This is a genomic window from Lachnoclostridium phytofermentans (assembly GCF_000733755.1).
In the GTDB taxonomy this organism is placed as follows: Bacteria; Bacillota; Clostridia; order Lachnospirales; family Lachnospiraceae; genus Lachnoclostridium; species Lachnoclostridium phytofermentans_A.
Map to the genome: position 1 here is coordinate 368,478 of NZ_JPOF01000002.1, position 22,569 is coordinate 391,046.

Here is a 22,569-nt window from a genome sequence, read left to right on the forward strand (position 1 = left end):
TGTCTCATATCCAATGCATAGATAACAAAGTGAAGTTGAAGTGTAACTGGAGAACTGTATCATATTTATGAAATAATGTGTAATTTAGGGTTGACTTTTAAACGGTAGAAATATTATGAAAAAAATAGCAGTACTGAATGATTTTCAAGGAACTCTTGGCGGTGGTAAAATTGATCTAGCATAAGGAAAAAGCTAGTCTATTTCGAAATTTTCGTTATCAATATTAAAAGTTAAAAAGATAAACACACTTCGCGAACTTTTCCTGTCATGAATAGTAAAGCACCAGGTAGACCAAAATGGAATACCCAGTGCTTTCCTAAAATATATTTTGAATTATTTGTACTTAAAATCATTTTTTATTACTTTTTATCTCATCCTGATATTTATTCAGATTTTAAGATTCTCTCAATCTGCTTTAATTCCTCTTGCGAGAACTTAATATTCCCGACAATCTTCACATTTTCTTCAATCTGTGATGGTCTTGATGCTCCAATTAAAACACTGGTTACTTCACCATCACGTAAGATCCAGGAAAGTGCCATCTGAGCAAGACTTTGACCTCGCTCTTTTGCTATATTTTGTAATGCTTTGATTTGGTATAGTCTCTCTTCGGTGATGTCACCTTCCTTAAGAAATCTGCCATCCGTAATCACCCTACTGTCCTTAGGTATTCCATGTAAGTATCGATCCGTTAATAATCCCTGTGCTAATGGGCAAAATGCAATTACTCCAATTCCATCTTTCGCTGCATAAGGTTTTAATCCATCCTCCTCGATGGTACGATCAAAAAGAGAATATTTGCGTTGATTAATGATAAACGGACACTTAAGATCACGAAGAATTGCTGCCGCTTCTTTTGTTTGCTCTTTATTATAATTGGAAATTCCAACATATAATGCTTTTCCACTTTTTACAATCGCATCTAACGCAAGCATTGTTTCTTCTAATGGAGTCTCAGGATCTGGCCTATGATGATAAAAGATATCTACATATTCTAGTCCCATGCGTTTTAAGCTCTGATCCAAGCTTGAAATTAAATATTTTCTTGATCCCCATTCACCATATGGTCCTGGCCACATATAGTAACCTGCTTTTGTGGATATCACTAACTCATCACGATATGGCTTAAAATCAGTTGCCAGAATTCGACCAAAATTCTCTTCTGCACTTCCTGCTACTGGCCCATAATTATTAGCCAAATCAAAATGTGTAATTCCATAATCAAAAGCTGTTTTACACATCTCCTTCATATTATCAAAATTTCCGTTGCTTCCAAAATTATGCCATAAACCAAGAGAAACAGCTGGAAGCTTTAATCCACTCTTTCCACAACGAAAGTACTCCATACGGTCATATCGGTATTCATTTGCTATGTAACTCATATTTTTTACCTTCCTTTCTAATAAAAAAAATAGAAAACCATTCTTATGTATGAAATGTAATTCTATTTACATCCCTTTCTTTTTATTTCTTACCCATAGTCTAAACCTTAGAGTTAACTCAAAGTCAAGCACTTTTTACAGTCTTAACTTCAAATTTGATGAATTTATGGCATTATTTGATATGCACTTTACACCTCCCTATGTTATAGTTATCCTAAGCTAATAGTTAATTATTTTTATAGTGTTTAAAAGCTACAAAACCTTTGTTTCATGTTTCTAATACTAGAAGGAGGAAACTTCCCATGAAACTATCACCACTATTTTGTGACGGAATGGTTCTTTTAAGGGGGCAAGAACAAAATCTTCTCGGTCAAACAACTCCCTATAGGGATGTAACCCTTAACTTTCTATCACATACTTATCATACCTTCTCTGATTCTAAAGGTAATTTCACCATAACTTTACCAAAGATGCCAGCTGGGGGACCTTACGAAATTACTTTAATCGGTGATGAAACAATTACAATACAGGACATTTATTTTGGAGATGTCTATTTACTAAGTGGACAATCCAACATGGAACTCCCAATTCGTAGAACATTAAATTATAACGCTGAAGAAATCAGCCATGCAAATGAAAAACAAATTAGGTATTTTACAGTTCCCAAACATTATCAATTTGATGCCCCTTCTAACAATTTAGAAGAAGGAAGCTGGAAGAGTGTTACTCCTGAATCTATTTTACCAATGAGTGCTGTTGGATATTACTTTGCAAAAGAGATCTATGATCGCTATCATGTTCCGGTCGGTCTTATCGAAGCCGCAGTTGGTGGTGCACCAATTGAAGCATTTATAAGCGAAGAAACACTTCATCAATTTGGCCGTTACGATTCGATTATTAAACAGAATAAACAAGAAGCTTATGTCGATGGTGTAATAGAGGAAGAAAATTATCGTATGCAACGCTGGTTTCAAACGCTTGATAACTTGGATCTTGGATTAAAGCAGCCCGAATGGTATCAGCCAGATTATATAGAAGAAGGTTTTTCCCCGCAACTTATTCCTGCACTTTTTCGTGATAATATACTCGGAACAATTCGCGGAAGCTTTTGGTTTCGAAAAACTTTTACCATGCCAGAAGACTATCAGGATGAGGATTCCATTCTATACTTTGGAAGTATTATAGACTCTGATCAAGTATATTTAAATGGTACATTAATAGGACGGACAGAATACAAATACCCTCCTCGTTGCTACCCTATTCCTACTGGATTATTAAAAAAAGGAAGGAATACCATTGCGATTCGTGTCATTAGTAGCACAAATCCTGGAGGCTTTGTACCAGATAAACCTTATGGCATAAAATATGGTTTAAATTTCTTTGATTTATCTGGAACTTGGCAGTATCGAATCGGCGCAACGTGCGAGACACTACCTCATCAAACCTTCTTTACGAATATGCCAACAAGTTTATATCAAGGGATGATCTTCCCACTTAAAAATTATGAAATAAAGGGAGTTCTTTTTTATCAGGGAGAATCCAATGACTCTCATCCTGAGTGGTATGAAGAACTTTTTAAAGCGATGATTAAAGACTGGCGGGTTCTTTTTCATAATCAAACTTTGCCATTTTTCTATGTACAGTTATCCAATTTTGGTAACCATATGAGGTATCATTCTGGTACGAATTGGGCTTATTTAAGAGAAGCTCAGCGTCACATACTTAATGTACCGAATACTGCAATGGCTGTAACCTTAGATGTCGGAGAATACAATGACTTACATCCTCAGAATAAAGAAGCAGTTGGCAAGCGTTTGGCTCTCGCTGTAAGAGCACTGGTTTATGGTGAGGATATCATCTATCAAGGTCCACTAATTTTTGATTATAATTTTGTATTCCAGGAAAACAAATCATATTTAGACCTGTTTTTTTCATTTGCAGAGAATGGCCTTCATATCATCGGAGATCAGATACAAACACTCGAACTTAGTATGGATGGTTCTACTTGGGAAAAAGCCTCTGCTACCACGCTAAATAATAAACTTCGTATACCGATTGCATCGAACTTGCCACACTTTGTTCGCTATGCTTTTGAAAATAATCCCGAGGGAGCAAATCTATACAACGTAGAAGGCTTACCAGCTTCCTCCTTCCTAATTCCATTGCAAGCATCATCTTAATTGTATTCCTTAATCGAAAGAGGCTATTGCAACGTCCTATGTTGCAATAGCCTCTTTACATTATATTATTTTAAAGCATTTCTTTTCTTAATTCTTCGGAGCTCTTCGAACTAAGATAAGCTGGTGCAATATCAAAAACTGTCTTGCATCCCTTTTGTCCCTCTTTATTTAAGCGATATGCCGCTCTGGCATATGCCACTAATACACAGGAGGTAAACTCTGGATTGGAATCAAGTTTAAGAGAATATTCTATGATATGAGAATGTTCTTCCTCCCATCCAGTCTTCCCACTACGAATAACAAAGCCTCCATGAGGAATTCCACTATGATCTTTCTTTAGTTCCTCTTCACTAATAAAGTGAACTGTTGTATCATAATCAGCAAAGTAATTTGGCATCGTTTTAATATCCTGCTCAATCTTAGCCAAGTCTGCTCCTTCTTCCGCTACTACAAAGCACTCTCTTATATGTTTTTCTCTCGTATTTAACTTAGGATTATCACCTTTTCTAACTGACTCTAGTGCAGCCTCAACTGGTATGGTATATTGCTTACCATTCTTCACACCTGCAACGCGACGGATTGCATCGGAATGACCTTGACTAACTCCCTTACCCCAGAAGGTATAATCAGAACCAGTTGGTAAAATTGCATTTGCATACAAACGATTTAAGGAGAACATTCCTGGATCCCAGCCAACAGATATAATTGCTACATTCCCGTGTTCCGCTGCGACCTTATCTACGGAATCAAAATGTACTGGAATATTTGCATGGGTATCAAAGCTATCTACTACATTAAAATACTTCGCATATTCCGGTGTTTGTTTTGGTAAATCAGTCGCACTACCTCCACATAGAATAACAACATCCATTCTATCCTTCATCTTAACTACCTCATCCACATGATAAACCTTGGCTGATTCTGTTAGAATGTTTACTTCATGCGGTGGACGACGAGTGAACACGGCAACCAACTCCATATCGTTATTTTGCTTGATTGCGCATTCTACCCCACGTCCTAAATTTCCATATCCTATAATTCCTACTCTTATTGACAAATCTTTCTCTCCTTTCGTATCTTTTAATGCATGACAAGGAAAAGTTCGCGAAGCGTGCTTTTTCTTGTTTGACAAAAGTACGCAAGTAACCTTACCTATCTTTTGCTAATCTCTGACTGGTTTATTTTTTCAATTTAACTTTAGTATGACCATAAACACTAATGAAAAATACCATGTAAAATTGTAACAGATTAATTTATTTCCTGCAATAAAATTTCTCCCACGAAATTTCCCTACCGTATGCATCAAGCTAAAAGTGATAACTTTTCTATGAAATGATTTGTATGATTTATACTTGAACTCTACCTAATAACACAAAAACTTTAAGGTTTTCATGTAGAAAAGAAAAAAAACGGTATAATATCGAACCTTTTTGTGCTATATTAAATTTCATACTTAAATTCGAAATTGTATATCAGGTTATAATGGTAGCATACGTAAGTATTTGTATCGAAATACCAGGTTACAGCATTTTATAATATCAACGTTGCAAAGGAATCTCTTATGATAAAACAAACAATATGGAATAATCAAACAACTTACCACTTATCAAACGACAATATTTCCATTTGGTTAAATCCATCCGATGGAATGAATTTATATGAAATCCTATATCAAGGAAAATCACTAGTTAAGTTCTATGAGGACCGCTTATTTGAGGATAGAACTTGTAGTGTTATGACTTTATTTCCAACACCGAATCGTATCCGTGATGGTGTATTTATCTTTGATGGAAAGAAATATCAAGGAAAAAATCATGGTATTGTAAAACATGCCACTTTCGAAGTCACAAAACTATCCGAAACTAAGTACGGTGGTACTATTGAAGCAAAACTAGTAATATCACCAGAGAACGACAATAAGTATTATCAAGCATTTCCGTTTGCCTGTATCCTTACATTGCAAATTACCTTAGATAGTACTACGATTACTTATCAATACAGCGTATGTAATCTTGATAACAAAACACTTCCATATGGATTAGCAATTCATCCGTTCTTTGAAAAGCAAGATGATGATGTGAGAATTCAAGTATTTGCTGACTCCTATATGGAAAATGACCCAAATCATTTACCAACTGGAACACTGCTTCCTGCAATCGGTGAATATGATTTAACGAAACCAACTCAGGTAAATTCATTACAACTTGATCATGTCTATACTAATATTAAGAAGCAACCATGTGCAGTTATCGAATATTCAGATAAAACTGTAACACTACAAACCAGTGATGAATTTAAAAAACTAGTTGTCTATACTCCACAAGACAGTCCATTCTTTTGCTTAGAGAATCAAACTTGTTCTACTGATGCTATTAATATGTACCAAAAAGGGTTCAAAGAAGAATCCAGTCTAATCTGCTTAAAACCACAGGAGGAAAGAGAAGGAACTATAAAGATGGTTATAATACCAAAAGATATCTAGAGAACTTTAACGTGCTCTGAATGCTTCTTTATCATCAAAAATAGGGCTGTCACAATATAAATTGTGGCAGCCCCATATAATTATAAAAAACATAATCCAATTTATCAAACTATATTATTTTGTCATTCCATCTAGAACCTTATATAGAAGTCGATACAGCTCTTTTGCTTCTTCCGGTTCTAATTTAATGCACTGTCCCATTTGCACTGGAATCTTTGCCGCTTGTCTTTTTAACTCTTCTCCTTGTTGGGTTAATGAAACAAGTAAGGTTCTCTCATCCTCTTTGGATCTCATCCTCGAGATATACCCTTTTGACTCTAGTTTCTTTAATACAGGGGTCAGAGTACCAGAATCAAGATACAGGCATTCCCCTAGTTCTTTCACATTCAACTCCTTTTTCTCCCACATCACCATCATAGTGATATACTGAGTATAAGTAAGATCAATGTCATCTAAAAATGGTTTATATAGTTTAATCACCTCTTTTGAACACGCATAAAGTGGAAAGCACAATTGATTTTCTAATTTTAATGCATTATATTCCTCTAACATGGCTTAGCTCCCTTATAATTTATCATACACAATTTAATTTACCACTTTTTTAGCACTTGTTCAATTCCTAATCACCGTTTCTTTCCTTACGAAATGAAATTATTTATAATAACTCTCTCACTTTATCTTCTACAACATCCATGAATTCCGTCGGTTCAAATCGCTCTCTTACTGTTCCGTCTCGGTCAATTAAAAACTTTGTAAAATTCCACTTAATATCAGGTTCATTCTTGTAATTTGGATTGGTTCTTTTTATAACTCCATCAAGGATGGAAGTCATTTCATTGTCTGGATTAAAACCTTGAAATCCCTTCTGCTTTACTAGGTATTGATATAGTGGTATAGCATTCTCTCCATTGACATCAATTTTAGAAAACTGTGGAAAGGTAACGCCAAATTTAGCATCACAGAAGCTTGCAATTTCTTCATCACTTCCAGGAGCCTGATTTCCGAACTGATTACATGGGAAATCTAGAATAACGAAACCTTCTTTCGCATATTTTTCATACATATCCTGTAAACTATCATACTGTGGTGTAAATCCACATTGTGTGGCACTATTAATAATCAGGAGTACCTTGCCCTTAAATTCCTCTAACGATATTTTATTTCCTTCTACTGTACGAACTTCAAAATCATATATACTCATAATTTTCTCCTATCTATCGATTATTATCGATTCTCTCATATTTTGTGAAACCGTCTCGTCTTAATCTTGTTAAAGCACTAAAGTGTGCATAGTACTTAAATATTTACAATAACAATTTAATTTTCTCTTCCAATTTTTCTGGTGTAGTCGTTGGTGCAAATCGATCCACTACATTTCCATCCTTATCCACTAGGAATTTTGTAAAATTCCATTTTATTTTTTTTCCTAATACTCCACTTGATTGTGATTTTAAATAAGTGAAAACTGGTTCCTCATTTGTCCCATTGACCTCAACCTTTGCAAATTGATGAAATGTAGTATTGTATTTTAATTCACAGAAACTTGCTATTTCTTCATTAGTTCCTGGAGCTTGATTTCCAAACTGATTGCATGGAAAATCAAGTATTTCAAATTCCTGCCACTGATACTTTTCATATAAAGTTTGAAGTCCTTCATATTGTGGAGTAAAACCACACCCAGTAGCTGTATTCACAATTAATAGTACTTTACCTCGATATTCCTCTAAGGAAACTTGATTTCCTTTTCCATCAATTACTTTGTAATCGTAGATGCTCAAACAATATCCTCCATTCACATTGCTTATAATTATATTGTATGCAATCTTTATGTTTTGATTGTACACAATTAAATTTTACTTGTCAAGAGTTTTTTTAGAACTGTATTATATTATCTCAATTATTTACTAACATAAAAGTCAGTATATTCGAAAATGTCGGGAGTAATAATATTGCAAAAGCTTCCTTCTGCGAGATATATCAGCTTCATGTAAAACGTTCTTTTCCTGCGCAAAATGATATTTTACAATTCACTTCTTAGTATAGAATGCCATACGATGTCTTGGATACCCACATTATCACTATACCCTGCAGACCTCAAAATTCCTTCTAATTTCATGCCGGCTTTATCCATAACTCTCCCTGATTTTGGATTGTTCGAATCATGACAAGCGCAGACACGATTTACGCCCACTTCTTCAATCAGATAAACAATAACCCTTCTGAGTGCTTCAGACATAATTCCATTCCCCCACCAGGCTTTGCTCATGCAGTATCCAATGGATGCCGACTCTGCTTTCTCCTTAAGATCGACAATAGATATATTTCCTACTATCTCATGTGTTGCTTTCAGTTCAATAACCCAATTATAATATGCTAAATCTTCATACCTTGCAATCCAATCTATAAGCAACGCTTTTGTAACATCAATGCTTGAATGTGGCTGCCATGTTAAAAATTTTGTTACCTCTGGATCCGAAGCCCAGTTATTATACATAGCTTCACCATCTTCAATAACAAATCTTCTTAATAACAACTTTTCTGTCTCAAGTAGTTTCGTCCCCTTGTTTTCCATATTTCCTCCGTTTAAACTTAATTAATTACTCAGATAAATTCCATACTATCGTTCTTCCAAATTATACTAATACTTTCAATCATATGATAACATAAAAAGTCAGATTAAAACAGATGATTTACATCTATTTCAACCTGACAACTGGAGCAATTCCAGCGACTGATTTCTCATCGAGGTGGATCATTTAAAATTCCTGATTACAAATTTTAGTCAATTGCCACATTGTATCAGCAACATTAGCCCAATCATTTGACAGTAAGACTAATTTTCCTGTTATATAAAGAGCTGTCGAATAAACGACAGCTCTTTACTATTTAATATAGTTTATTTTGAAACACTCATATAAAAGACGTTCACATTGGTATCCTTCTTCGTAATCGTATGGGTACCAGAAGACAAGTTAAGTTCAAGAATACCTTTACTTATCGTATAGTCTTTACCATCTACTGTAATCATTAGGTTACAATCTGTATTAAAAATAAGTTTTAAGACAGAAGTAGAATCTGTTGTATAAGTTATTTTTGTTGAGGATTCCATCTTTAAACAAGTAGTTAACGAAAGATTATTATAAACAACAGAACCTTTTGATGTTGACAGATTTCCTGTAATGTTGTAGAAATTACTTACTAATGCATCTGTAGTAAAGTTATGAACATAGGAAGTTTGCGGTGCTGGTGTTGTCGTTGGTACAGGAGTTACTGTTGGTACTGCAGTTGGCTTTGGTGTTACTGTTGGTGTTTGTGTTGGCATTGGTGTTACTGTTGGTACTGCGGTTGGCTTTGGTGTTACCGTAGGCGTTGCTGTTGGCACCGGTGTTACCGTAGGCGTTGCTGTTGGCACCGGTGTTACCGATGGATTTGTAACCACAATCGAGTCACCTCCAACTTTTACTAAATCAGATCTATAACTTTTGATTGCATTCATCAATACCGTATTCACACTGTCTAAGGTATCATCTACTGAATTATTAAAGGTAAACTTAAAATCACCACCATTGGTTCTACCTGCATATTTTGTAACTTTTGCTACTACATTCTCGGGTGCATCTGGCGTATAACTATACATGATAGAAGAATTGGTATCAAAATTGTTATAAGTATTACCACCACTTACTGTCTTGTAAGTACTAGCTACCGTTTCATTTCTACCCGATGCGAGGTATGCATCAAATTCTGTTGTATTTTCCTGAGCATACACTAATCTAGTGGCTCCTATCACAGTATTGTTGTAAGCTTTAATCATACCACCTGGTTCACCAGAGAAAGTCCCCTCATTCGTACCGTATACATCTGTCCCCTGAAGTGAAATTAACATCGGATATTTGCAATTTCTGAAATAGTTTGCTTCTACAAATGCGGAAGAACCCTTCGTAACACCGACACCATATTTAGAATTTCCATCAAAATAGTTGTTATAGATATGTATTGTTCCTACACGAATACGTGGATGGCGAGAATCCGAATGGTCATACCAATTGTGGTGATAAGTAACGAAAAATTCTTTTGTATCACTCATTCCACATAAAGATGCTTTTCCAGAATCGAAAAAGTGGTTATATGCAATTGTAACGTAATTAGAAAATCCCTTAACATCACAGGAGCCATCCCCTTTTACCTGATCTGCATCGCTCCCTGCAGAACCATAAAAGATATCATTATTATGTACCCAGATATTTTCGTTGTTCGTATCAAGTGAAATACCATCGTCTGGGAACAACATTAATCCTAAGTTTCTAACTTCAACATTGTGTGCCTCCCTTAATAAGAGTCCCCAACCATAACAGGTTGCGTCCTCACCGACACCTTCTAGAGTTACATTGTAACATCCCTTAATTTGAAGATAACCATTGCTGTTTAGTCCCGTGATATCACTTGAAGTAATCTTACCGATAAAACGAATGATTAATGGTCGCTTGTCATATCCCTTCTGCCTTAAAGTTAAAACATTAACTAAACCTGTTGCTTTTGTTGTGCTTCCATTACTGCTTGAAATCACATCTAATGTAAGCGTATTCACCGTATCCTTTGTGACATAGATGATTTGTGCATTACTAGGTACTGTTCCATCATTGTTATAACCGCCGGATCCCGTTCCCATTGGTGATTGTGATGAAAATGCAAATCCTTCACGGATATGCTCTGAAACAGAAAGTGTTTGTGTTACTGCCATAGTCGTTGTTTCCTTATTATCAAAGAGAGGAACAACTTTCATTACATAATTACCTTTTTTAAGTCCTAATACTTCTGCCCTACAGTAGGAAGAATATTGACGTATTAGCTCGTTATCCACTTGCTTATACGCAGAGTCAGAGTCACCCGAGGCTTTGTAATACACATTATAACCGCTTGCTTGGGAAACTGGTGTCCATTCAACATAAGCAGATTCCTGCCATCCCCCTGACTCCGTTAAAACTAACTGACTACTGCTCACACTTGCAGCTTTGGTTGCATTCCGATCTACTTGCGTATAAAATAACGTAGACGCTACAAGTAAACATACAATTGCTTTTGAAACCCCTTTTTTTGCAAACCACATAACAAAACTCCTTTTTTATATTTGTTGACTAAATATATGTAAGCGCTTACATATATCACCAACTATTTCAAATATATACCACTAAATGTCAACTTTCCATAGTGCAAAAGCACTAAATAATATGATTATTTCTTGAATTTCTAGTATTTCTTGTAAACCTATAAAATATAAAACCACAAGAAAAAGCTGTCTTGTTAATTAAGACAGCTTTTTCTTATCATTTATGACATTATTTATTTTATTTTGATACACTCATATAAAAAATATTTACATTAGTATCTTTTTTGGTTATCGTATGTGTACCTTCGGATAAATTAAGTTCAAGGACGCCATTTTGAATTGTATAATCGATTCCATCTACTGTAATCACTAAATTGCATCCAGAATTGAATACTAGTTTTAATATAGAAGAAGCATCGGTTATAAAGGAAACTTTTGTTGAGGATTCCATCTTTAAACATGTTGTTAAAGTAAGGTTATCATATTGTACAGTACCCTTTGTAGTAGATAAATTACCTTGAACTGTATAGTAGTTGCTAGTCAGTCCATCTACCGTAAAGTTATGTGAAATGACTGTTTTCTCACCAGTTTCTCCACCGCCAGTTTCTCCACCACCGGTTTCTCCACCACCGGTTTCTCCACCACCGGTTTCTCCACCACCGGTTTCTCCACCGCCAGTTCCTCCATTAGATAAGATATTAACTATCTTCTCTACGGTATTGTTATCATCAGAAAATCTAGCGCCTATTGTACCACCATCAGTAGAAAATGTACCAAATTGGCTATTAGAGGATATCAAAGCTACACCTCTGGTATTGATTGTTCCATCCGAGTTTCTCCATGCCTTATGGAAATCCGTTCCTATGGTTGGAACTGTTATACTTATGAAATCACTTGCTGTTGTTCCTGTTGATAATACTTCTCCTCTCGAGGAAGAAGATCCTGTATCAATTGCCTGTAGTGAAGTAACTTTATACCATTTGCTGCTGTTACTTAATACCACATATTCACCACTTAAGTTCACGTACTTATCGGATGTTCCATTCGTTGTATAAGAGATTGTATTTGCTACATAAGCATTATTACAACGATATAAACTGAAGTTGTTTTTAGAACCGCCAAGGTTATTATTAAATGCGGTAGAATTCACAACTTGGATAGCACTAGGATTATTGTTATCGGTGAAACCATGATGTAAGTTTTCAATTGCAATACAATTGATTACCTTGTGTGGTGTACCAACTCCAGAACCACCTAGCTTAAAACCATTTCCATCACAATTTGGATTTGTTGTTCCATTTTCAGTACCACCATTTCTCATAGCGATACAATTTCTAATGGTTACAACACCAATTGGTCCAGTTTCAGTTTTCGCATATAAGTCCCAACCATCATCACTGTTGTTGTATGCAATACAACCATCAAATACGTTTCCTTCACCACAGGTTAACTTCGACGCAAATCCGTCTGCATTTTCATAGGTTGCAGGATCACAGTTATTTTTAGAGGTACAATTAATTATTGTATTATTACTTGGCCATTCGCTAAAGTTAGTAACTGATGAGCTCGAACGGCTGATTTGTAAGCCTGTATCACGATTGGAATCAAATACACAATTCTCTATGATATTATTGCTGCCAGAAAGCATCATTCCATTATCTGCAGCACCATAAATTGTGATTCCTCCAACGTACCAATAATGACCATTTAACTGCAATCCTCTTGCATTTAATGCAGTATCAGTAGCATAACTTTGTGAAGAGAAATCTAAAGTAACCTTTTCTCCTTTGCATGCTTTTAGAACTTTATAAGCACTTGAGGTACCAGAGTTCGTAACATCAATGGTTATCTGGTGATCAAAGGCATAAGTACCGCCTTTTAATAAAATGGCTGCACCTTCTTTGCTAGTAGCACGTTCTATAGCTGTCTCAAGGTTAACTGGATTGCTATAAGTTCCATCTGCTGTACTAGTTCCTGTTGGTGATACATAGATTGCATCAGTAAAAACAGAATCTTCTATATTATATAAGTTGGTACTCATACCAGCAGAACCAGTTAATTCTGGAGTTTCTGTAACCCCTGGAATTGGTGTTGCAGTTGGTGCAACAGTCACCGTAGGTGTCGTAGTTGGAACTGGAGTCACCGTTGGAGCTGTTGTAGGCTTTGGTGTTACGGTTGGAGCTGTTGTAGGCTTTGGTGTTGCAGTTGGTGCTGGTGTCTCTGTTGGATTTTCTACAACAATGGAATTGCCTCCAACCTTTACTAAATCAGAACTATAATTTCTGATTGCACTCATAAGCTCTGTATTTACATTATATAAAGTATCGTCAACTTCATTATTAAAAGTAAACTTAAAATCTCCACCATTCGTTCTTCCAGCATAAGTTGTAACTTCTGCTACGACATCTTCTGGAGCATCTGGTGTATATTGATACATGATAGAAGAATTTGTATCAAAATTATTGTAAGTGTTTTCACCACTTACGGTCTTGTAAGAACTTGCAACTTTTTCATCTCTACTTGTTGCGAGATATGCATCAAATTGTGTTGCATCTTCCCCTGTATAAACTAGTCTAGACGCTCCAATTACAGTATTGTTGTATGCCTTAATCATACCACCTGGTTCGCCAGAGAATGTACCTTCATTCGTTCCAAATACATCAGTACCTTGAAGAGAGATTAACATAGGATATTTGCAATTTCTAAAATAATTCGCTTCTACGAATGCTGAGGAGCCTTTTGTAACACCAACACCGTACTTTGAATTACCATCGAAATAATTATTGTAGATATGTATTGTTCCTACTCGGATACGAGGATGACGAGAATCTGAGTGATCGTACCAGTTGTGATGATAGGTAACGAAAAATTCTTTAGTATCACTCATACCACATAAAGAGGATTTTCCTGAATCAAAAAAGTGATTGTATGCTACTGTAATATAATTAGAGAATCCCTTCACATCACAGGAACCATCTCCTTTTGCTTGATCTGCATCACTTCCTGCAGAACCATAGAGTATGTCATTATTATGTACCCAGATATTTTCATTGTTCGTGTCAAGAGAAATTCCATCGTCTGGGAAAAGCATAAATCCGAGATTTCTAATCTCTACATTATGAGCTTCGCGGACTAACATTCCCCAACCATAACAGGTTGCGTCTTCTCCAACACCTTCAAATGTAACATTGTAACAACCTTTAATCTGAAGATAACCACTGCTATTAAGTCCTGTGATATCACTTGCAGTAATTTTGCCAATAAAACGGATGATTAATGGTCTCTTATCATATCCCTTTTGTCTTAATGACAAAACATTAGTTAATCCGGTTGCTTTTGTAATGCTACCACTGCTACTTGTTACCACATCTAAGGTAAGTGTATTCACTGTATCTTTTGTCACATAAATAATCTGTGCATTACTAGGGACTGTTCCATCATCATTATATCCACCAGAACCAGTTCCCATTGGTGACTGATCTGCAAACGCAAATCCTTCTCTGACATGCTCTGAAACAGTTAATATCTGTGTTACAGCCTTAGAAGATGTTTCTTTATTGTCAAAGAGAGGTACTACTTTAATTTCATAGTTTCCCTTTTTCAATCCTAATACTTCTGCTCTACAATAAGTAGAATATTGACGAATTAATTCATTGTCAACTTGCTGATACATAGAATCTGACTCACCAGCAGCTTTGTAATAAACGTTATACCCACTTGCTGATGCGATTGGTGCCCACTCAACATAAGCGGATTCCATCCATCCACCAGCTTCATTTAAAACAACTTGACTACTGTTTTCTGTTACTGCTGCAAATGCACTGTTACTTACTTGTGTGTAAAATACCGTAGACGCTACAAGCAGGCATGCAATTGCTTTTGATACCCCTTTTTTAGTAATCCTCATAAAAATCTCCTTCGTTTTTTTTTATTATCTAAATTATGTAAGCGCTTACATATCTAGTTAACATAATACAATATATAATATAAAACGACCATTTTCTATAGTTCAATAGTCCTGTTTTGTTATTCAATTAGCACAATGTGTTGTAATTTTCTGTAAACTGTACTGTGTTATTAACCATATTTAATCTTATATTATACAATTCATTTAGGCAAATAGTTATTTTTGTTACCACAATATGGTTTCATATTTGTTACTTTCGTCTTTTTAATAAATTGTTGCTTATTTATGTACAGCTTATGCATTTTGCAGAACTGACTTATTTATTATCCTTTCTAGTGTATCTAATATATGTAAATACTTTACGTACTACTTTGTTTATTTTTTTATCAAGCTTCTACATATTTTATGTACCTTGAATCAAACCTTCCTTATATAAGCTTCTAAATTATGAAAGGGAATCACAAAATAGATATTTCTACTTTGAATTCCCTTTACTTCAATTTAAGATATATTAATTGATACTAAAATAATATTTCATTCTTAATTAGGTTCATAAAATCCTCAATCAAATATTCTCCCAAGTCTCCTTCCTCTCGACTCCACACAGATACTTGCTCACTTACCATTTCCTTCTGCCCGATTATTAAAACATATGGTACCTTATCAAGTCTTGCTTCTCTTATTTTATATCCAAGCTTTTCACTACGGTTATCTAGATTCACGCGGATTCCTTGTTGTTTTAATTCCTCAAGGATCATATGAGCATAATCATCAAACTGTTCCGACACTGTTAATACCTTAACCTGAACTGGTGCTAACCATGTTGGAAATTTACCTGCATAGTGTTCAATTAAAATTCCAAGAAAACGCTCGATAGAACCAAAGATAACACGATGAATCATGATAGGACGATGTGCTTCTCCATCCGCACCGATATACTTCACTCCAAATCGAAGTGGCAATTGGAAATCTAACTGGATACTGCCGCATTGCCATGTTCTTCTCTCTCATGAAGCTTCCTCCAATAATCCAGTAAGAGATTCTTTACCACCATTCCTTTTGGTAAGAAAAATGGGAATCCAGGCCCTTCCTCCACAAATGTAAATAATTCAAGTTCTTTACCGAGTTTTCGATGATCTCTAAGTCTCGCTTCCTCTAATTGATTTAGATAATTCTCAAGATCACATCTCCTAGGAAAAGAAATTCCATAAATTCTTGTAAGCATTTTATTATCTTCTTTACCTCTCCAATAAGCACCAGCAATTTGTGTTAGCTTAATCGCTTTAATATAACTGACATTCCTAAGATGAGGACCCGAACAAAGGTCAGCAAACTCACCCTGCTCAAAAAAACTAATTTCTACCTTACAAGGTAACTCCTTCAGTAGTTCTAACTTATATGGCTCCTTCCTCTCCTTTAGGTAGTGAGTTGCTTCATCACGAGTCAAGATAAACTGTTGAAGAACAAGTGATTCTTCGATGATAGACTTCATCATATCCTCAACTTTTTGAAGATGTTCTTCTGTGAAATTAAAGTCAAAATCAAAATCATAGTAAAACCCGTGTTCAATCGATGGCCCTATACCACATTTCGTTGTAGGATACAACCGCTTTATCGCTTGTGCTAATACATGCGCACTCGTATGCCAGAATGCCTCTTTTCCTTCTACCTCCTCAAACTTTCGTTCCACAATGGAACCATCCTTTCGAATTACTTTCATTTTTAATGCTCTCCTTTCAAATTTGAAATAAAAGCATAAGAAAAGCACCCAAAAGAGCATGATATTTCATCTACTCTTAAGGGTGCAAATAATCTTACTGCACGGTTCCACCTTAACTTTTCACTTCAGATTCTAACAAATCCTATCCTTTAACGCAGGCATACGGTAGCACTTACTCTGTTTCAGCGCTACAGCTCTGGAATGGTTTTCGTCTATCTTCCTTCATAAAAAACTTCCACCTAATGTTTTTCTCTCTGTATGTTTCCGATAAACTACTCTTTCCGTCAATGCTTTTCTTATGCTATTGAAGTTATTATAATGATGCAGCTTAGATATGTCAAGAAAACTTTTCATTATCAGATAGCTTTATTACTAAGGCATTATTGCAAAAGACTTAATAGTATCAAAAGGCTTTATTTCTATAGCTTTTTTATTAAAACTTTATTACTAAGACCTTATTAAGAAGACTTTTTTTACACCTTAGATTCTTTTTACATTCCATCGAACAAATAATAGAACACTAAAATTCAATATTGCAGTTAACAATAAAATTGCGCCTAATGACATTCCTCGTTCCAGCAATTGTCCATATAGTAACTGCCCTGGTGCTACGCTAATTGTAGCGACTGCTGTAGAAAATGCACTAACTTTACCTAACTTATCCTGTGATATCACTTGCTGAATGTAAGATAAAGAAATGACATTAGAAATCCCAAGGGAAAAGAAAGTAATCATACCACAGAGAGCAAATATAACTACTACCAGCCATTTATGTTCTATAAAAAGTGTCATAACAGCCATGAGAAGAAAGCAAGGTACCATCGGTATTAACGTATGATGTAGACGTTTCATAGAGAAGTATTTTGGCTTCATAGTTATCATAAGTCCACCTAGAATCATTCCAAGAACAATGAAGCCTTCCATCGCTCCATAGACACTGGAGGGCATTGCTAATGAAACATTGATTACAAATGGTGCCACAATTGTGAACGCTGGCGAAAAACTGATATTCGATAATCCATAAGAACCTATCGTAGCAAGTACCACTTTTTTCTCCTTTTTAAGATATTGAAACGTTTGTCCCATTTCCTTCACTGAGTTCCAATAGGAAAAACGGTATTTGTTTTTCATCGCAATATCTGGAACATCTAAGAAAAGTTCTAAAATACCAGAAAGAAAAAAACTGATTCCATTGATAATTACAATAAAAGTGATTCCAAATACTCCATATAAAATTCCTGCAAGTATTGGACCTAAAAAGTTTGCCAATGACGAAACCTGAGAAACCACAGCATTGGCACGCATTAAGTTATCTTCAGATACAACTTGTGGTAATACAGCAGATACAGAAGGTGCATATAGCGTGTAGGTAACAGAGAGTAAGAACATAACGACTGCGATTAACGCTGTTGAATCCTTTCTCGTAAGAAGTAAAAACGCATACCCTCCTATGATTCCACTACTTATAAAATCAAGGTAAACCATGATCTTTTTTCGATTGATGCGATCAGCGAGTACTCCTGCGATAGGTGCACAGATTACGTATGGTAACATGGAAAACGCCAATATATTTGCAAATGTCCCCGCGCTTCCTGTTACCTCTAATAAATACAAGGACAAACTAAATCGCTGAATTGCACTACCGAACAAAGAGATAATTTGTCCTATAATTATGATGATAAAATTTTTATTTTTCATGATGATTCCTTTGTTTTTTCATACTCACTTTTACTTCAATAACTCAAAATCCGTACAAATTGGATACTCACCATTCTCACTTATCTGAAGTACTGCTTCTATCTCATATAAAACACGAAGGTTTTCTGCTGTAATAACATCTTTTGGTGCACCTTCAAATACTAACTTTCCATCCTTCATTCCAATGATATGATCTGCAAATTTTGCGGCGTTATTTAATTCATGAAGGACGATTACAATCGTTGTTTTATTTTCCTGATTTAATTTCTGTAATAACTGAAGTATCTCTAATTGATGCGACATATCAAGGTACGTGGTTGGTTCATCTAAAACAAGGATCTCCGTCTCCTGTGCCAAAGCCATCGCAATCCATGCACGCTGACGCTGTCCACCGGATAAAGAGTCTACAAAACGGTCCTTTAGATCCATAATGCCAGTAGACTCCATCGCCCAGTCAATCACTTCTAAGTCATGAGCTTTCAATCCACCCAGTGGACTTTGATATGGAAATCTTCCATATGCAACTAATTCCTTCACTAAAAGCCCAGTAGGAACCGTCGGACTTTGCGGTAATACTGCCATTTTTTTAGCAAGTTCTTTCGGTGCCTGCTTCTTAATCTCCGTACCATTGATGAGGATTTCTCCTTGACTTGGTTTTAATATCCGAGCTATGGATTTTAAAAGAGTAGATTTGCCACAACCATTGGAACCGATAATCATAGTGATTTTATCTTTTGGTATGGAAAGATTCATAGAAGGTATCACCACCGTATGGTCATAACAGACCTTTAAGTCTTTAATCTTGATATCTTGTTTTTCAGTCGGTTGTTTCATTGATTCTCACCTCTATTTTTCTTTCATCATCAAATATATAAAGTATGGTACACCGATAACGGATAATGTGATTCCAACAGGTATTTCTAAAGGGGTAAATAGATTTCTCGATGCAGTGTCAGCAATTAAAATAAGACAGCTGCTGATCAAAGCTGCAATCGGAATTAATCTACGATGTTTGGGACCAACAAGTCGTTTTCCAATGTGAGGTCCTAAAAGACCTAAAAATGCAATATTTCCAGCAACCGAGGTTGCGATTGCAGATAGTGCAACTGCTAATACTAAAAATACCCTGGTCTCTTTAGCTACCGAGATTCCTAGTCCTGTTGCGAGCTCATCGCCAAGTGCTAACACATCAAGAGTCTTTGACTTATAATATACGATAGCAAATAATAGAATTACTACTGGTGCTACAATCTTAAAGTAAACCCAGCTACTCCCCCACAAACTGCCACTTATCCATGTCATTGCTTGATTATAATCGCCCTTTGACATATTTAACTGATACAGGGTTATGATTGCATTGACACCAGAATTCACGCCGATTCCCACTAAAATAAGTCTCGTAGGTTTTACCCCCTTTTTATACGATAAAAAATAAATGAGTAAACTCACAAGGAATGCTCCAAGAAATGAAACCAGTGGCATGAGGTATATCGTACTCATCGATATCGCATTATAATAAGCTGTACTTCTTGAGGAAATTAACATGACAACTGCAAGTGCTGCACCAGCATTAATACCAATCATCCCAGGCTCTGCCAAAGGATTTTTTGTAACACCTTGTAGGATACAGCCTGCGGTAGAGAGAGCGATTCCAACAAAGATGGCTACACAGATTCTAGGTAAGCGAAGATCAAAAATTACAACATTTTGAGCTTTTGAGCCATTTCCAAACAGAGTATTTACCACCTCGCCAATTGTCATTGCATAAGAACCTGACATTAGTGCAATCAGCGCTGATAAGATAAGTACAGCAAAACTAAAGAAGAAAACATATTTTATTCGATTTTTCATTAGCTATTCTCCTTCCGTACCAAATATAGAAACATTGGCACACCAAGTAATGCGGTAAATAAACCAATTGGTGTCTCATAAGGAAGGTTCACCATACGTGCTGCGATATCTGCCCAGATAAGTAATGCACTTCCGAAAAGAAAGGATAATGGCATAAGCCTACGATAATCATTACCAACAATCTTACGTAAGATATGAGGGATCACAAGACCCACAAATCCAATATTCCCTGCAGTTGCAACACAAACAGCACACATCGGTATTAATAAAAGAATCGTAGTGATTCGTACCTTGGTTGGATGAACTCCAAGCCCTATGGAAACTTCCTCACCAAGACTAACGATATTGATTTTCTTTGACATGGTAAGTGCGATTAGTGTACAGATGCCTCCTACAATAAGTAACATCATTACATTCTTCCAAGTGGCAGTTCGGAATCCGCCAGAAATCCAAAATGCCAGTTCTTGCGAACGATTTCCTAGGAGCGCAATAACAGATGCCATGGAAAGAAAAAAGGTACTTAGTGCAGTTCCCGCTAATAATAATCGAGAGATACTCATGTTAGCTGCCTTTTGCATACTAAAAAGAAGCACCATAATTCCAGAGGCAAACGCTCCTATTAATGCAGCAAATGTATTACCAGTTAGCCCAAAGACAGAACTGCTTACTGTAGCAATTGCTACCACAAGAGTTGCACCTTGTGTCATTCCCATCATCGAAGGCTCTGCAATCGGGTTCCTAGTTACCCCTTGCATCATTGCACCAGCAATCGAAAGAATACCTCCGACAAGAGCAGTACTAAGAGCTCTTGGAAGACGTCCATTTCGCACTAACTGCATATCTAACACGTCTTCAAAGGCGAAGATGCTATCAAATACCGTTTTCAGTGATATATTTTTTGCGCCAACACAAGTGGCAACCATAAGACCGGTTGCCACCAATGTAAAACCTATACATATCATAAGTATGAGTTTTCTCTTCATGTAATTATTTCTCCATAAGATCAATCACTTCATCTAAGAATAAGAGACGACCAATCGAACTATATCCTATATTGAAGTAAGGACTGGATGGTAATTCTATTACATTGCCATTCTTTACAGCTTCCATACTCTGATAAATTGGACTATCTTTCAATAATGCCATATCCTCTTCAGTTCCAATTGCAAAGATATAATCAGCATCAATAGCTGCTAATCCTTCATATGTTACCACTGGCAAACTAATGTTATCCTGCTCTGGTAAACCCTCCGGACGAGCTAGCCCCATATCTTCATAAAAGATACTGCCAATTCCTGCTTTATCAAAAATAAAAATCTGTCCACCACTGGCTAAGAAAGTAAGATAAGTGGTATCTTCACCGTAGGTTGCTTTCATTGTTTCCCCTACACTTTTTGCCTTTTCTAGGTATTGTTCCATCCATTGATCAGCTTCTTCAGTCTTATTCATAACCTTAGCTACTGAATTTACGTCCTCTTTCCAATCCGTTTGCGCAAGCTTTAACATAACAGTCGGAGCTATCTCTGACAACTGCTCATACATCTTTTCTTGTACTGCTGAAATAATTATTAAATCAGGCTCTAACGCAATAATAGATTCGATATCCATCGTGTCTTGCATACTATATCCAAGTATTTCTGCTCCCTCTAATACTTCTTCTAAATAGGTTGGAAACTTGGTATAGTCATAAGCATCTGAATTCGCTGTACCAATCACAGAATATCCTAGAATAGATAAGATATCACTATTACCGCTTACATCGACAATTCTTTGAGGATTCGCTGGAATCTCAACTTCTCCTTTGGCATCCGTAATTGTAATAGTATCATTAGATTCCTTTTCTCCCTGAGTATTATTCTTGTCTTGATCACTGTTCTGGTCTTGGTTCTGGTTTTGATCTTGATTTTGAGTTTGATTGTTATTTGTGTTATTATTATCTCCCTCTGTCTTTTTACCACAGCCAGTTAACACCATTGCTGCAACTAGAGCAAGAACAGCTGTCTTTTTTATTAAGCTTAATTTTTTCATGTATATTATCTCCTTCTAATCTTGAGTTCGTTAGCTTTAACTAACCAATGCCGTAATTGTATATGAGATTCATTCTCATTTCAATAGATGCACCTATAATCATAATTTATACACCATTTCTCATGATATTCTATTACCTATACCTGCAATTTGCTTGTAAATTCATAGATTATCCCATATACTATAAGCATAGCTTAAAATGAGAATGATTTTC

The 22,569-nt window shown here is 35.8% G+C and carries 15 protein-coding genes, 1 pseudogene and 1 other annotated feature; of the genes and pseudogenes, 2 read left to right on the forward strand and 14 right to left on the reverse strand.

The window, feature by feature from the left end; genetic code table 11:
* Nucleotides 1-383 precede the first annotated feature (383 nt).
* Nucleotides 384-1,382, reverse strand: a complete 999-nt coding sequence (mgrA, locus tag CC92_RS0104245) for an L-glyceraldehyde 3-phosphate reductase (protein ID WP_029504275.1) — start codon at nucleotides 1,380-1,382, stop codon at nucleotides 384-386.
* Nucleotides 1,383-1,684: 302 nt separating this feature from the next.
* Here mgrA and CC92_RS0104250 point away from each other — a divergent pair, with 302 nt between their 5' ends.
* Nucleotides 1,685-3,562, forward strand: coding sequence for a sialate O-acetylesterase (locus tag CC92_RS0104250; RefSeq protein WP_029504273.1), 1,878 nt, complete (start codon nucleotides 1,685-1,687; stop codon nucleotides 3,560-3,562).
* A gap of 70 nt (nucleotides 3,563-3,632) precedes the next feature.
* Here CC92_RS0104250 and CC92_RS0104255 read toward each other — a convergent pair whose 3' ends face one another.
* Nucleotides 3,633-4,619 (reverse strand): diaminopimelate dehydrogenase, encoded by a 987-nt coding sequence (locus tag CC92_RS0104255; RefSeq protein WP_029504272.1) that lies wholly within the window; start codon nucleotides 4,617-4,619, stop codon nucleotides 3,633-3,635.
* Nucleotides 4,620-5,123: 504 nt separating this feature from the next.
* Here CC92_RS0104255 and CC92_RS0104260 point away from each other — a divergent pair.
* On the forward strand, nucleotides 5,124-6,044 hold the full coding sequence (locus tag CC92_RS0104260; protein ID WP_029504271.1) for an aldose 1-epimerase: 921 nt from the start codon (nucleotides 5,124-5,126) through the stop codon (nucleotides 6,042-6,044).
* Nucleotides 6,045-6,158: 114 nt separating this feature from the next.
* On the opposite strand, the gene CC92_RS0104265 is transcribed toward CC92_RS0104260, so the two are convergent.
* From CC92_RS0104265 to CC92_RS0104320, 12 genes and pseudogenes are all read right to left on the reverse strand, one after another.
* Nucleotides 6,159-6,596, reverse strand: coding sequence for a MarR family winged helix-turn-helix transcriptional regulator (locus CC92_RS0104265; protein WP_029504270.1), 438 nt, complete (start codon nucleotides 6,594-6,596; stop codon nucleotides 6,159-6,161).
* Nucleotides 6,597-6,699: 103 nt separating this feature from the next.
* Nucleotides 6,700-7,245 carry a glutathione peroxidase gene (locus CC92_RS0104270; RefSeq protein WP_029504269.1) on the reverse strand — a complete coding sequence of 182 codons (546 nt, stop codon included), beginning with the start codon at nucleotides 7,243-7,245 and terminating at the stop codon, nucleotides 6,700-6,702.
* Nucleotides 7,246-7,348: 103 nt separating this feature from the next.
* Entirely contained in the window at nucleotides 7,349-7,822 is a 474-nt protein-coding gene (locus CC92_RS0104275) for a glutathione peroxidase (RefSeq protein ID WP_029504268.1), read from the reverse strand.
* A 242-nt stretch (nucleotides 7,823-8,064) separates the two neighbouring features.
* Nucleotides 8,065-8,616, reverse strand: coding sequence for a GNAT family N-acetyltransferase (locus CC92_RS0104280; RefSeq protein WP_029504266.1), 552 nt, complete (start codon nucleotides 8,614-8,616; stop codon nucleotides 8,065-8,067).
* 324 nt (nucleotides 8,617-8,940) lie between these two features.
* Nucleotides 8,941-11,151, reverse strand: coding sequence for a pectate lyase (locus tag CC92_RS0104285; protein ID WP_029504265.1), 2,211 nt, complete (start codon nucleotides 11,149-11,151; stop codon nucleotides 8,941-8,943).
* 238 nt (nucleotides 11,152-11,389) lie between these two features.
* Nucleotides 11,390-15,058, reverse strand: a complete 3,669-nt coding sequence (locus CC92_RS22400; protein ID WP_155998444.1) for a right-handed parallel beta-helix repeat-containing protein — start codon at nucleotides 15,056-15,058, stop codon at nucleotides 11,390-11,392.
* A gap of 521 nt (nucleotides 15,059-15,579) precedes the next feature.
* Nucleotides 15,580-16,778 (reverse strand): annotated as a pseudogene (locus tag CC92_RS23465) (His/Gly/Thr/Pro-type tRNA ligase C-terminal domain-containing protein).
* 75 nt (nucleotides 16,779-16,853) lie between these two features.
* Nucleotides 16,854-17,075 (reverse strand) — a binding site (T-box leader).
* A gap of 183 nt (nucleotides 17,076-17,258) precedes the next feature.
* Complete coding sequence (locus CC92_RS0104300) at nucleotides 17,259-18,476, reverse strand: MFS transporter (RefSeq protein WP_029504263.1); 1,218 nt, start codon at nucleotides 18,474-18,476, stop codon at nucleotides 17,259-17,261.
* A 30-nt stretch (nucleotides 18,477-18,506) separates the two neighbouring features.
* Entirely contained in the window at nucleotides 18,507-19,310 is an 804-nt protein-coding gene (locus tag CC92_RS0104305) for an ABC transporter ATP-binding protein (RefSeq protein WP_029504262.1), read from the reverse strand.
* A 12-nt stretch (nucleotides 19,311-19,322) separates the two neighbouring features.
* On the reverse strand, nucleotides 19,323-20,327 hold the full coding sequence (locus tag CC92_RS0104310) for a FecCD family ABC transporter permease (protein ID WP_029504261.1): 1,005 nt from the start codon (nucleotides 20,325-20,327) through the stop codon (nucleotides 19,323-19,325).
* Nucleotides 20,327-21,310 (reverse strand): FecCD family ABC transporter permease, encoded by a 984-nt coding sequence (locus tag CC92_RS0104315; protein ID WP_029504260.1) that lies wholly within the window; start codon nucleotides 21,308-21,310, stop codon nucleotides 20,327-20,329. Before CC92_RS0104315 ends, CC92_RS0104310 begins: the two co-directional genes overlap by 1 nt.
* Before the next feature lie 4 nt (nucleotides 21,311-21,314).
* On the reverse strand, nucleotides 21,315-22,355 hold the full coding sequence (locus CC92_RS0104320; protein WP_029504259.1) for an ABC transporter substrate-binding protein: 1,041 nt from the start codon (nucleotides 22,353-22,355) through the stop codon (nucleotides 21,315-21,317).
* Between the last annotated feature and the right edge of the window lie 214 nt (nucleotides 22,356-22,569).

Excerpts from the sequence above, each read along its gene's own strand:
- CC92_RS22400 (WP_155998444.1), bottom strand. The coding sequence starts at position 15,058 with ATGAGGATTACTAAAAAAGGGGTATCAAAAGCAATTGCATGCCTGCTT.
- CC92_RS0104280 (WP_029504266.1), bottom strand. The coding sequence starts at position 8,616 with ATGGAAAACAAGGGGACGAAACTACTTGAGACAGAAAAGTTGTTATTA.
- CC92_RS0104285 (WP_029504265.1), bottom strand. The coding sequence starts at position 11,151 with ATGTGGTTTGCAAAAAAAGGGGTTTCAAAAGCAATTGTATGTTTACTT.
- CC92_RS0104265 (WP_029504270.1), bottom strand. The coding sequence starts at position 6,596 with ATGTTAGAGGAATATAATGCATTAAAATTAGAAAATCAATTGTGCTTT.
- CC92_RS0104320 (WP_029504259.1), bottom strand. The coding sequence starts at position 22,355 with ATGAAAAAATTAAGCTTAATAAAAAAGACAGCTGTTCTTGCTCTAGTT.
- CC92_RS0104310 (WP_029504261.1), bottom strand. The coding sequence starts at position 20,327 with ATGAAAAATCGAATAAAATATGTTTTCTTCTTTAGTTTTGCTGTACTT.
- CC92_RS0104315 (WP_029504260.1), bottom strand. The coding sequence starts at position 21,310 with ATGAAGAGAAAACTCATACTTATGATATGTATAGGTTTTACATTGGTG.
- CC92_RS0104305 (WP_029504262.1), bottom strand. The coding sequence starts at position 19,310 with ATGAAACAACCGACTGAAAAACAAGATATCAAGATTAAAGACTTAAAG.
- CC92_RS0104260 (WP_029504271.1), top strand. The coding sequence starts at position 5,124 with ATGATAAAACAAACAATATGGAATAATCAAACAACTTACCACTTATCA.
- CC92_RS0104270 (WP_029504269.1), bottom strand. The coding sequence starts at position 7,245 with ATGAGTATATATGATTTTGAAGTTCGTACAGTAGAAGGAAATAAAATA.
- CC92_RS0104300 (WP_029504263.1), bottom strand. The coding sequence starts at position 18,476 with ATGAAAAATAAAAATTTTATCATCATAATTATAGGACAAATTATCTCT.
- CC92_RS0104250 (WP_029504273.1), top strand. The coding sequence starts at position 1,685 with ATGAAACTATCACCACTATTTTGTGACGGAATGGTTCTTTTAAGGGGG.
- mgrA (WP_029504275.1), bottom strand. The coding sequence starts at position 1,382 with ATGAGTTACATAGCAAATGAATACCGATATGACCGTATGGAGTACTTT.